Origin of the sequence: Delftia sp. 60 (genome assembly GCF_002754395.1) — a bacterium.
Lineage (GTDB): Bacteria > Pseudomonadota > Gammaproteobacteria > Burkholderiales > Burkholderiaceae_C > Comamonas > Comamonas acidovorans.
On the sequence record NZ_PEFD01000001.1, the window covers coordinates 3,736,065 to 3,748,775 of the forward strand.

The following is a 12,711-nucleotide window of genomic DNA, read 5'->3' on the forward strand; positions in this document are numbered from 1 at the left end:
CATCGTGCGCCTGAATTCCATCAAGCTGTCCGGCTTCAAGTCCTTCGCCGAGCCCACCAACTTCATGCTGCCGGGGCAACTGGTGGGCGTGGTGGGCCCCAACGGCTGCGGCAAGTCCAACATCATGGATGCGGTGCGCTGGGTGCTGGGCGAGAGCAAGGCCAGCGAGCTGCGCGGCGAGTCCATGCAGGACGTGATCTTCAACGGCACCACGCACCGCAAGCCGGCCAGCCGCTCCAGCGTGGAGCTGGTGTTCGACAACAGTGACCACCGCGCGGGCGGCCAGTGGGGCCAGTTCGGCGAGATCGCCGTCAAGCGCGTGCTCACGCGCGAGGGCAACAGCAGCTACTTCATCAACAACCAGGCCGTGCGCCGCCGTGATGTGCAGGACGTGTTCCTGGGCACGGGCCTGGGCCCGCGCGCCTACGCCATCATCGGGCAGGGCACGATCAGCCGCATCATCGAGTCGCGCCCCGAGGAACTGCGCCTGTTCCTGGAAGAGGCCGCAGGCGTGTCCAAGTACAAGGAGCGCCGGCGCGAGACCGAGAACCGGCTCTCGGCCACCACCGAGAACCTCACGCGCGTGGAAGACATCCTGCGCGAGCTCAACAACAACCTCGACCGGCTGGAAAAGCAGGCCGAGGTGGCGGCCCAGTACAACGCGCTGCAGTCCCAGGTCACGCTCAAGCAGCAGCAGCTGTGGTTCCTCAAGCGCGCCGAGGCCGAGGCCGAGCAGGACCGCGTGCGCGTGGAGGGTCTGCAGGCCGTCAACGAGCTCGAAGAGCGCATGGCCGACATCCGCAACAACGAAAGCGGGCTCGAAACCCTGCGCCAGGCGCACTACGACGCCAGCGACCAGGTCAACCAGGCCCAGGCCAAGCTCTACGAATCCACGGCCGAAGTCGGCAAGCTGGAGGCCGAGATCCGCTACGTGCTCGAAGGCCGCCAGCGCGTGCAGCAGCGGCTGCAGCAGCTGTCCGAGCAGGTGCTGCTGTGGAACAGCCGCCGCGAGGAAGCCGAAGCCGAGATCGAGAACCTCGAAGGCGCCGGCATGGACGCCGAGGAACAGGCCGAGATGCTGGCCGCCCAGGTCGAGGAGCAAAGCATGCGCCTGCCCGACCTGGAGGACGCCCTGCGCAATGCCCAGAAGGCTGACACCGACCAGCGCGCCAGCGTGGTCCAGGTGCAGCAGCAGATCCAGGTGCTGGCCGCCGAGCAGCGCAGCCTGGACGAGCAGCGCCGCCAGTTCGAGACCCGCTTCGAGCGCCTGCGCGCCGACCGCAACGCCCTGGAGACGCCCGACGAGGCCCGCCTGAACAATCTGCAGTCCCAGCTGGAAGAGGCGCGCGAACTGGCTGAAATGGCCGATGCCGTGCTCAACGAGCTGCAGGACTCCGTGCCCCAGCTCGACGAGGACCGCCGCACGCGCCAGCAGGCCGTCAACGCCGAGGCCGCGCGCCACGCGGACCTGTCGGCGCGGCTGGAAGCGCTCAAGGCCCTGCAGGAAAAGGTCAAGACAGACGGCAAGCTCCAGCCCTGGCTGGCCAAGCACGGCCTGGACGGCATGCAGGGCCTGTGGAGCCGCATTGCCATCGAGCCCGGCTGGGAAAACGCGCTGGAGGCCGCGCTGCGCGAGCGCCTGGGCGCGCTGGAAGTGGGCCGGCTCGACATGGTGCGTGGCTTTCTGGGCTCAGGCGGGCACGATGCGCCGCCCGCACGCCTGGCCTTCTTCAGCCCGCCGCAGGGCGCTCCCGCGCCGGCCGCCGGCCGCTGGCAGCACCTGTCGGACCTGCTGCGCGTGAACGATGCCGGCCTGCGCGCCGTGCTCGGCGATTGGCTGCAGGACTGCTACACGGCGCCCACGCTGGAAGAGGCGCTGTCGCGCCGCAGCGAACTGCGGCCCGGTGAAACCGTCTACGTGCCCACGGGCCATGCCGTCAGCAGCCACAGCGTGAGCTTTTATGCGCAGGACTCGGAGCAATCCGGCCTGCTGGCACGCGCCCAGGAAATCGAGCACCTTGAAAAGGAAGTGCGCGCCCAGGCGCTGATCTCCGACGAATCGCGCACGGCCCTGGTGCGTGCCGAAAGCGCCTATGCCGAGGCCTCGCAGCGCCTGGTCAGCGCCCGGCGCGAGGCCAGCGAATCGCAAAGCCGTGCCCATGAGCTGCAGGTCGAGACGCTGCGCCTGTCGCAGCTGGCCGAGCAGGCCCGTGCGCGCAATGCCCAGATCAGCGCCGACCTGGCCGAGGTCGAGGCCCAGCTGTCCGACATCGAGGAGCGCCGCGTGGCGGCCGAGGCCCGCTTCGAGGAACTGGACATGCAACTGGCCGACAGCCAGGAGCGCCATGCCCAGCTCGGCGACAAGGTGCTGGAGTCCGAGCGGCGCCTGAACGAATCGCGCGAGCAGCTGCGCACGCTGGAACGCCAGGCCCAGGAGGCCACGTTCTCGCGCCGCAGCCTGGAGGCGCGCCGGGGCGAACTCAGCCGCACCATAGAGACCGCCAGCCAGCAGGCCCGCTCCCTGGCCGACGAGCAGCAGCGCGCGCAGGACGAGCTCACGCGCCTGACCGATGCCGCGGCCCAGGGCGGCCTGCAGGATGCGCTGGATTTGAAGATGCAGCGCGAGCAGGCCGTGGCCGCGCGCCGCAGCGAATATGACGACCTGACCAACAAGCTGCGCGCCAGCGACGAACGCCGCCAGCAGCTGGAAAAGGCGCTGGACCCGCTGCGCCAGCGCATCACCGAATTCCAGCTCAAGGAGCAGGCCGCGCGCCTGGGCCTGGAGCAGTACTCCACCTTGCTGGAAGAGGCGGGCGCCGACCTGGCCGCCGTCTCCCAGTCCATTGCCGAGGCCAATGTGCGCATGCACGGCCTGCAGGGCGAGATCGACCGCCTGCACCGCGAGATCGCGGCCCTGGGCGCGGTCAACCTGGCGGCGCTGGACGAGCTGAAGCTGGCGCGCGAGCGCAAGACCTTCCTCGACGCGCAGACCGAGGACCTGACCCAGGCCATGAACACGCTGGAAGATGCCATCCGCAAGATCGATGCCGAGACGCGCGAGCTGCTGTCGGGCACCTTCGAGACCGTGAACGGGCACTTCGGGCGCATGTTCCCCGAGCTGTTCGGCGGCGGGCAGGCCAAGCTGGTCATCACCGGCGATGAAATCCTGGACTCGGGCGTGCAGGTGATCGCGCAGCCGCCCGGCAAGAAGAACCAGACGATTCACCTGCTGTCCGGTGGCGAGAAGGCGCTGACGGCGATTGCCCTGGTCTTCGCCATCTTCCAGCTCAACCCGGCCCCGTTCTGTCTGCTGGACGAGGTGGATGCGCCGCTGGACGATGCCAACACCGAGCGCTATGCCAAGCTGGTGGCCAGCATGAGCAAGAGCACGCAGTTCCTGTTCATCAGCCACAACAAGATCGCCATGGAAATGGCCCAGCAGCTCATCGGCGTGACCATGCAGGAGCAGGGCGTGTCCCGCATCGTGGCCGTGGACATGGAGTCCGCGCTGTCCATGGCTGAGCTATCCTGAGCATGTCCGCAACCTTTCAAACCCCTTTGCTGGAACGACGTTTCATTCCTTCATTCCATGAGTAACCTGCAAATCAGTCTGGCCGTCCTGGGCTTTGTGGTGCTGGCCCTGATCCTTGCCTACAACAGCTGGTCCGCGCGCCGCAATGCACCCAAGCGCGCCGACCCCGTCGATGAAGCGCAGCGCGATCCCTCGCGCCATGAGCCCGGCATGGACACCGTGGGCCACGGCCCGGACCTGACGCACAGCCTGCGCGAGCCCGTGCTGGGCGACTTCGGCACCGCCGCGCCGGGCCAGAGCCCTGCCTCCGCAGACCGCTTTGCCGAAACCGACGCCGAGCTGGCCCATCTGGTCCAGCTCGAAGAGCAGCAGCGCCAGGCCGCGGCCCAGGCTGCGCTGGCGGCCAAGGCCGCCCAGGCAGTGCAGTCCGCGCAGGCAGCCCATGCCCTGCAGGCGGGCGAAGACGCCAGCGCTTCGGCACCCGCATCTGAATCTGTGTCCGCGCCTGCGGCGTCCCCGTCGGCACCGCAGTCCATCGAGCCTTCCCTCAACGACGCGGCCCTGACCAGCGCGGCCGCCAGCCGCCCGGGTCTGGATGCGCTGATCGACGCCATTGCCCCCGTGCAGGTCGGCCAGGCCGTGCCTGGCGAACTGGCGCTGCAGGCCCAGCCCGCCACGCGGCGCGCGGGCAACAAGCCCTTTGCGATCGAGGGCATGAACCAGTCCACCCACCAGTGGGAGCCGCTGCAGCCCGGCCAGCGCTACCTGGGCTTCCAGGCCGGCGTGCAGCTGGCCAACCGCACGGGTGCGCTCAACGAGATCGAGTTCTCCGAGTTCGTTGCCAAGGTGCAGCGCTTTGCCGACGCGCTGGGCGCCACGCCCGACGTGCCCGACATGCTGCAGGAAGTGGCGCGTGCGCGCGAGCTCGACCAGTTCGCCAGCGAGCACGACGCCCAGCTCACCTTCATGCTGCGTGCACGCCAGGCCTCCTGGAGCGCGGGCTACGTGCAGCAGAACGCATCGCGCCAGGGCTTTCTGCCGGGCTCCATGCCCGGGCGCATGGCCCTGCCTTCGCCCACGCCCGGCATGCCGCCGGTGCTGGTGCTCAACTACGACCCGCAGGCGGCCATGGCCGACGACCTGGACACCTCGGTGGTGCGCGAGTTCCTGTTGAGCCTGGACGTGCCCCAGGTGCCGCGCGGCGAGCAGGCCTTCGTGCAGTTGCGCCAGGTGGCCGAGCGCCTGTGCCAGACCATGGACGGCGTGCTTTGCGACCAGAACGGCTACCTGCTGCCGGCCATGGCGCTGGACCCCATCCAGCACGACCTGGAACATCTCTATGACAAGCTCGACAGCCGCGAGCTGTCGGCGGGCTCCATGCTGGCGCGGCGACTGTTCAGCTGACGCGGCGCGGTGCCCCTGGTGCACAACAGGCTCCTGGCCTCAACCCCATGAATGACAATCTGGATCTTTTCTCCGGCGCAGCCCCCGCAGCGCCGGAGTCCGGGGCCGCCCCCGACAAGGTGCTGGCCAAGGTGCAGGCTCTGCGCGCCCAGCTCAACCAATGGGCGCATGAGTACTACGTGCTGGACACGCCCACCGTGCCCGACGGCGAGTACGACCGCGTCTTCCAGCAACTGCAGGCGCTGGAGGGTGCCTACCCCGAACTGGTCACCCCGGACTCGCCCACGCAGCGCGTGATCGGCGCCGTGCTCGACGGCCTGATGCCCGTGCGCCATGCCGTGCCCATGCTCAGCATCCGTACCGAGACCGACAACGAGGCCACGGGGGCCGAGGCCTTCGACGCACGCATCCGCAAGGAGCTGGAACTGGCCGAAGGCGCGCCGCCCGTGGAGTACGTGGCCGAGCCCAAGTTCGACGGCCTGGCCATGAACCTGCGCTACGAGAACGGCCGCCTGGTGCAGGCCACCACGCGCGGCGACGGCGAGGTGGGCGAGGATGTCACCCACAACATCCGCACCATCCGCAAGATTCCGCTGTCCCTGTCCGAAGGCAAGGGCGTGCCGCCCGTGGTCGAGGTGCGCGGCGAGGTCTACATGGGCCGCGCCGACTTCGTCAAGCTCAACGAGCGCCAGCAGGCCGCCGGCGGCAAGAGCTTTGCCAATCCGCGCAATGCGGCGGCAGGCTCGGTGCGCCAGCTGGACTCGGGCATTGCGGCGCAGCGCCCGCTGTCCTTCTTCGCCTATGGCCTGGGCGAGATCACGCCGGCTGCCCAGGGCGGCCCCGACTTCGTCACCCACTACGCCATGCTGCAGACGCTGCGCGACTGGGGCTTTCCGGTGGCGCCCCAGGTCTGCATCGCCAAGGGCGCGGCCGAGCTGGTGGCCTTCCACCAGCGCATGGGCGCCGAGCGCGCCACGCTGCCCTACGAGATCGACGGCGTGGTTTATAAGGTCAACAGCCTGGCCCAGCAGCGCCAGCTGGGCTTTGTCTCGCGCGAGCCGCGCTGGGCCGTGGCCCACAAGTACCCGGCCGAGGAAATGCCCACGCGCATGGAAGGCATCGACATACAGGTCGGCCGCACGGGCAAGCTCACGCCCGTGGCGCGCCTGGCCCCCGTGGCGGTGGGCGGCGTCATCGTCACCAATGCCACGCTGCACAACCTGTTCGAGATCCGCAAGAAGCGCGTGCGCACGGGCGACACCGTGGTCGTGCGCCGCGCCGGTGACGTGATCCCCGAGGTCGTGGGCCGCGTGCCCGGCGACCGGCCGGCCTATGTGCCCAACTTCCGCATGCCCGCTGCATGCCCCATCTGCGGCAGCGCCGTGGCGCGGCCCAAGGGCGAGGCCAACCACCGCTGCACGGGCGGCCTGTTCTGCCCGGCGCAGCGCAAGGAGGCCATCCTGCACTTTGCCGCGCGGCGCGCCATGGACATCGAGGGCCTGGGCGACAAGCTCGTGGACCAGTTGGTGGACGGCCACGTGGTGCGCACGCTGCCCGACCTCTACCGCCTGGGCCTGGTGGCCCTGGCATCGCTGGACCGCATGGCCGAGAAGTCGGCCCAGAACGTGCTGGACGCGCTGGAAAAATCCAAGAAGACCACGCTGGCGCGGTTCCTCTTCGGCCTGGGCATCCGCCAGGTCGGCGAGTCCACGGCCAAGGACCTGGCCCGCCACTTCGGCCAGCTGGACGCCATCATGGACGCCAGCGTCGAGCAACTGCTGCAGGTGCGCGACGTGGGGCCCATCGTGGCCGAAAGCATCCACACCTTCTTCGCCCAGCCCCACAACCGCGAGGTGGTCGAGCAACTGCGTGCCTGCGGCGTGCACTGGGAAGAGGGCGCGGCGCGCGAGCAGACCGCCCAGCCGCTGGCCGGCATGACCGTGGTGCTCACGGGCACGCTGCCCACGCTGGGCCGCGACCAGGCCAAGGAGATGCTGGAGGCCGCGGGTGCCAAGGTCTCCGGCTCGGTCAGCAAGAAGACCAGCTATGTGGTGGCCGGTGCCGAGGCCGGCAGCAAGCTGGCCAAGGCCGAGGAACTGGGCGTGACCGTGCTGGACGAGGCCGGCATGCTGGCGCTGCTGGCAGGCGGGGACCGCTGATGGCGCTGAGTCCGCGCAAACCCGTGGTCGGCCTGGCGCTGGGCAGCGGGTCGGCGCGCGGCTGGGCGCATTTCGGCGTGCTGCGCGCGCTGGAGGATGCGGGCCTGAGGCCCGACATTATCTGCGGCTCATCCATCGGCGCCCTGGTCGGTGCCTCCTATGCGGCTGGCGAGATGCAGCGCTTCGAGGAATGGGTGCTGGGCCTGGGCATGCGCAAGGTGTTCGGTTTCATGGACTTCAACATCACGGGCGGCATGCTCAAGGGCGAGAAGCTGATCGCGTTCTGGCGCGAGCACTTCGTGGACTCGGCCATCGAGGACCTGAAGATTCCCTTCGGCGCCGTGGCCACCGACCTGCATTCGGGCGCCGAGGTCTGGCTGCGCAAGGGCTCCATCGCCGATGCCGTGCGTGCCTCCATCGCGCTGCCCGGCCTGTTCACGCCCGTGCAGCGCGAGGGGCGGCTGCTGGTCGATGGCGGCATCGTCAACCCCGTGCCCGCCTCGCTGGCGCGCGCCATGGGCGCGGACATCGTGATCGCGGTCGATCTCAATGCCGACATCATGCGGCGCCACATGCGGCCGCTGGTTCCCTCCGCCGCCATGGCTGCCGCGCCGCCACTGGAGGAAGCCCCGCCCGCCGTGGAGCAGGGCGTGGCGCCCGAAGACCTGGCGGGCCAGGCCAGTGCCGTGGCCGGCACGGCCTGGGTGCGCAGGCTGCAGCGCGGCGTGATGGGTTGGATGCCTGGCCACCACCGCGACGAGGCAGGCCGCGAGACCGAGCCGCCGCCCCGGCCGCCCTCGCTGCTGGACGTGGTGATGACCAGCGTCAACATCATGCAGATGCGCATCACGCGCAGCCGCATGGCGGGCGACCCGCCCGAGCTGGTGATCGCGCCGCGCCTGTCCCACCTGGGCCTGCTGGACTTCCACCGCGCGCGCGAGGCCATCGACGAAGGCTACGAGGCAGCGCAGGCCGCGTTGCCGGGCCTGCGCCACTGGGGCCTTTGAGGCGCTAAAGGCGCGGCACACCCGACAGGCCCGGCGCGCCCGACATGCCCATAGGCCCGACAAGCCCGGGCTACGCCGCCTCTCTTTCCACGCTGGCTGCATTGCGGTCGGCATTGGCCGCGGCAACGCGCGAAGGCTGCAGCCTTCGCATCAGCGCGGCGGGGTCCAGGCACTGGATCAGCGGCAGGCCCGAGTCGGCATGCACCAGCTTGCGCACCAGGGCCGTCGCGGTGTCGGCCGCGTTCAGCATGGGCGAATCCACCAGCGCGCTGGCTGGCAGCCGGTGCACGCCCTGCAGCGTGCTGACCAGCAGGCCCACGCGCAGGCCGCCATGCTGGACCACGATGACCTGTGACTGCTCGGTGACCACGCCGGGCTGGCCCTGCAGCAGCGCGGCCAGGTCGAACACCCAGACATAGCCGCTGACGCTGCCCTGGCTGCGCCGTGCCAGCGCACCCACGCAAAACGGCAGCCGTCCTGCCGCCACGGGCGAGATGGCGCTGGCGGGCAGGGCCTCGCAGACATCGCCCGCGCGCAGGGCCAGCAGGCTGGCGCCCACGTAGAAGCTGGCCAGTTCCACAGGCGCGTCGCCGCTGCCATGCGCGGCGCGCCCGTGCCCGTGCCCGTGCCCGTGCCCGTGCGTAGCGGGCCGGGCGCCATCCAGCCGGGTGGCCGACGCCAGGCGCAGCGCGCGGTTGCGCGCATCGGCATGCACGGGGCCCAGCCGCTGCAGGCTCAGGCTGACGAGGCCTGCCAGTGTGTCGTCCGTTGCGCTTTCTTTTGCATCGCGTGCCGCGCCCTGGTCCAGCCGGAACTCGCGGTAGCCGCGCCCGGCGGCCATGCCGACGATGCAGTAGTGGCCTTCGATCTCCTCGATGCTGCTGCGCACTTCGCCATCGGCCAGCGATGCCAGGCCGGCCACGCCTGCGATGCAACTGCCCAGCGGGCGCCCGCCATGGCTGGCGGCGACGATGCGCCCGTCACGCGCCACGTAGAAGGCTTCCATCGGCAGGCGCGGCAGGCCGCTGTCTTCGGGATCGGTGGCTGCAGCGTGCTCTGCCGTTGCTGCCTGCTCTGGCGCTGCGGCCTGCAGCATGGCCTGCAGCTCCCGCCGCGTGTGAAACAGCAGGGCGATGCCGCCGATGACGGGGCCCTGATCGCCGCCGTGCGCATGTCCGTGCGCCTGTTCACTCCCAGGCGATGGCGCGCGCAGCGCGGCATGGTAGACATGGACGGGCAGGCCTCCGTCGTCCATCTCCTGCACGTGGTAGGCCTGGGCATCGCGCAGCAGCACAGTGGCTTGCAGGGCCGATGCCTGCACGCGCGTGCCGGGAGCCAGGGGCAGGCCGGCCTCGCTCTCATGGCTGCAGGCCAGCACCAGGCCCTGGGCGTCGTACAGCGCAATGCGCGCATAGACGGTGTACAGCGCATTGAGCTGCTCCAGCAGCCGCTGCGCGCTGTCGTGGGCCTGTACCGACAGGGCCAGGCAGCCGCTGTTGTCCTCCAGCACCTTTTGCAGGCCGGGCGTCAGGGCCCACCAGCGGCAGTCGTTGGCACGTTCATAGAGATTGCGCTCCAGCAGGTCCATCAGCAGCCGGTTCAGCGTGCTGTGCTCCTGCAGCCGGGTGGACAGCGCGGTCTCGTGCAGGCCGTGAATGGCGCGTGTGAACACGGCATGGGTCAGGTCGCCGGTCTCGCCCATCTGCTCCAGCACGGCCTGCAGCGGGTCCGGGTGGGCCGTGCCCTGCACCGGGGACTCCGGCGCCTGGCTGGCAGCCAGCACCTGGCCATTCCAGACCACGCGGCGAATGTCGTCGGCCGCGCGGGCCATGGCGTGCAGCGGCGGACAAAAGCCGCGCGCCTGGGCCATCAGCCCCTCGGCAATGGCCGGCTCCAGCGCCTGCAGCACCTGCGGTCTTTGCTGCGCGGCGAAGGCCAGGTCCAGCGGTGCCATCACCTGGGTCTGCCAGCCCTGCGGCCCCGCGTAGCCCTGGTAGGGCAGGGCGCGCGCCGTGCGCACCAGGTAGGTGCGGCCTGCATGGATCAGCGGCTGCACGGCATCACCATGGTGCATGGGCACGCGGCTGCCGGGGGCTATCCAGTGGGCATCGCTGCTGGCGATGACCAGTCCGCCCTCGTCCAGCAGCAGCCCCACCTGGGCACGCGGCCCGCCCGAGGCAAAGATGGCCTGCATCTCGGCGGCGAAGTCGAAGCTCAGGCACAGCACGCCGAGCACCGCCATGGTGCGTGGGTGCAGCAGGCGCTGCGCGTAGATCAGGCGGTCAGCGCCCGGCAGCACGCAACTGGCGCCGAAATGGCTGACATGGCCGGCCTGCTGCAGGGACTGCTGGAACCAGGCCTCGGCACAGGGCGGTAGCGGCTTGCGGCCTGCCTGCGCCTGGGCACGTGCGCAGACCTGGCCCTGCGTGTCCAGCAGCAGGATGTCGTCATACACCGTGTACTTGGCTCGGTAGCTCTGGAGGTGGGCCTGCAAGTGCGCCTGCAGCGGTGCCTGCCATGCGCGCAGACCGCCGGCCGCCATGTCGGGCAGGCCGCAGTCATCGCCATCGCCATCGTCAAGCCGGGCCATGGCCTCGCACAGCACGGTATCGGCGGCGAGAAAGCCGACATCGGCCGTGCGCTCGTACAGGCTTCGCACCAGCAGATCGATGGCATGGGCGGACTGCATGCCCAGCTGGGCCATGGCCTCCTGCGCGGACTGCGCCAGCTGCGACTGCAGCAGGCCTTGCTCCAGCTGCTCCAGTCCCTGGCGCGTGTCGGTGAGCATGGACACCAGGGCCTGCCCCTGCTGCGAGGCCTGCATGCGGGCCGAGGCTTCGATGAGCCGCCACATGAGCCGTATTTCGCGCAGGTCGGCGGCATTGCGGTTGAGTTCCCGCAGGTGGGGAAGAATCAGGTCGGTTGGCAGGGATGTGGCCATGGAGCGCTCCGCAGTCAGGTTCAGGCTGGGTGAAACCCGCTTTCCCCGATCAGGGAAAAGCCTGATGCAACGAGCAAGAAGGAGGCCAGCTTGTGACTAAATGTGTCTGCAAGGTGACACAGGGATGACAGCCCCCCATCCACAGCCCCACCCGCAGCTCCATCGGCGCCACGCCGGGGCATGGCCTGGCGTCACCGGGGTGCGCCCGGCACTGCCGTGCAGCACGGTAGTGCCGGACGGCGGTGAATGCGCCTACAGGCTCAGGTCGATGGAGTGCACGCGGTGCGCGTCAAGCAGGCCCGCCGCACGGTCCTCGAAGTAGCGCTCCAACGTCACGCGCACGGTGCGAAAGGCCAGTTCCTCCCAGGGAATCTCGGCCTCGGAAAAGAGGCGGGCCTCCATGGTCTCGGGGCCTGGATAGAACTGCTCGCTGCGCAGGCGGGCGCGGTAGAACAGGTGGACCTGGCTGACCTTGGGCACGTCAACGATGGAAAACAGCGGCCCCATCTCGATGTCGGCACCGGCTTCCTCATCGGTCTCGCGCTGGGCGCCGCGCGCCGTGGTCTCGGCCAGTTCCATGAAGCCGGCAGGCAGGGTCCACAGGCCCCGGCGCGGCTCGATGTTGCGCTTGCACAGCAGCACGCGGCCGTCGTCGGTGACGGGGATGGTGCCGACCACGTTCAGCGGATTCTCGTAGTGGATGGTGTGGCAGTGCGGGCACACGGCGCGTTCGCGCGTGTCGCCATCGTCGGGAATGCGGTAGACCACGGCCGTGCCGCAGGCTCGGCAGAACTTGATGGGGCTGCGAAAAATCATGCCGACACCATGGAAGTGAAAGCGCCGCCGGACGGAAGGCAGGAAGGCTTTCCGTGCGGCGGACTGTGGGTTCAGAAAAACGAAGGCCGGCAGGCCAGGGAGCGCGCTCCCCGCTGCCTTGCCGGCCTGTCGCCAGGCAGACGGATCTCAGGCGATCTTGACGCTCAAGGGGCTCAGGCCATCGATGCGGCCTTCCAGCAGGTCACCGCGCACCACGGCGGCCACGCCTTCGGGCGTGCCCGTCATGATCAGGTCGCCGGGCTGCAGTTCCCAGGCGGCCGACAGGTGCTCGATGGTCTCGGCAATGTTCCAGATCAGCTTGCCGATGTCGCTGCGCTGGCGATCGGCGCCATTGACCTGCAGCGAGATCGTGGCCTTGGCGATGTCGCCGGCCTCGGCTGCCGGGGTGATGGGGCCGATGGGCGCGGCATGTTCGAAGGCCTTGCCGATGCACCAGGGGCGGCCCTGTTTCTTCATGTCGTTCTGCAGGTCGCGGCGCGTCATGTCCAGGCCCACGGCGTAGCCCCAGATGTAGTCCAGCGCGTCGGCGGCCAGGATGTTCTTGCCCGCCTTGCCGATGGCCACGACGAGCTCGATCTCGTGGTGCAGGTTGGAGGTCAGCGTGGGGTAGGGCATGGTGCCCGTGGTGCCGGCCTCGACGGGCACGATGGCGTCGGCAGGCTTGAGGAAGAAGAAGGGCGGCTCGCGGCCGGTGAAGCCCATCTCCTTGGCGTGCTCTTCGTAGTTGCGGCCCACGCAGTAGATGCGGTGCACGGGAAAACGCTCGGGGCGGCCCAGGACGGGTACGCTGGCCACGGCGGGCGGGTTGAAAACGTAGCTCATGTCGGTGTT

At 69.6% G+C, this 12,711-nt stretch carries 7 protein-coding genes; 4 read left to right on the top strand and 3 right to left on the bottom strand.

All coding sequences use genetic code 11. The annotated features are described in order from the left end of the window. Window positions 1-4: 4 nt before the first annotated feature. From smc to CLV01_RS17010, 4 genes are read left to right on the top strand one after another with little or no spacing between them, the layout of a single operon-like run. Window positions 5-3,532, top strand: coding sequence for a chromosome segregation protein SMC (gene smc / locus CLV01_RS16995; RefSeq protein WP_013802566.1), 3,528 nt, complete (start codon window positions 5-7; stop codon window positions 3,530-3,532). 57 nt (window positions 3,533-3,589) lie between these two features. After that, a complete protein-coding gene (locus CLV01_RS17000; protein WP_065346993.1) occupies window positions 3,590-4,936 on the top strand; it encodes a cell division protein ZipA C-terminal FtsZ-binding domain-containing protein in 1,347 nt (448 codons plus the stop codon). Between the two features lie 47 nt (window positions 4,937-4,983). Continuing rightward, entirely contained in the window at window positions 4,984-7,095 is a 2,112-nt protein-coding gene (gene ligA / locus CLV01_RS17005) for an NAD-dependent DNA ligase LigA (RefSeq protein ID WP_099733718.1), read from the top strand. Further along, the gene (locus tag CLV01_RS17010; RefSeq protein ID WP_012205427.1) at window positions 7,095-8,102 is read left to right on the top strand and encodes a patatin-like phospholipase family protein; all 1,008 of its coding nucleotides are present in this window, start codon (window positions 7,095-7,097) and stop codon (window positions 8,100-8,102) included. Before ligA ends, CLV01_RS17010 begins: the two co-directional genes overlap by 1 nt. A 70-nt stretch (window positions 8,103-8,172) precedes the next feature. Here the strand turns inward: CLV01_RS17010 and CLV01_RS17015 are convergent, their stop codons facing one another. The 3 genes from CLV01_RS17015 to CLV01_RS17025 all read right to left on the bottom strand — a co-directional run bounded on the left by CLV01_RS17015 (window position 8,173) and on the right by CLV01_RS17025 (window position 12,702). After that, window positions 8,173-11,043, bottom strand: a complete 2,871-nt coding sequence (locus tag CLV01_RS17015) for a chemotaxis protein CheW (RefSeq protein ID WP_099733717.1) — start codon at window positions 11,041-11,043, stop codon at window positions 8,173-8,175. A gap of 252 nt (window positions 11,044-11,295) precedes the next feature. Further along, a complete protein-coding gene (locus CLV01_RS17020) occupies window positions 11,296-11,859 on the bottom strand; it encodes an NUDIX hydrolase (protein ID WP_065346996.1) in 564 nt (187 codons plus the stop codon). 147 nt (window positions 11,860-12,006) lie between these two features. Then, complete coding sequence (locus tag CLV01_RS17025; protein WP_034393172.1) at window positions 12,007-12,702, bottom strand: fumarylacetoacetate hydrolase family protein; 696 nt, start codon at window positions 12,700-12,702, stop codon at window positions 12,007-12,009. Window positions 12,703-12,711 lie beyond the last annotated feature (9 nt).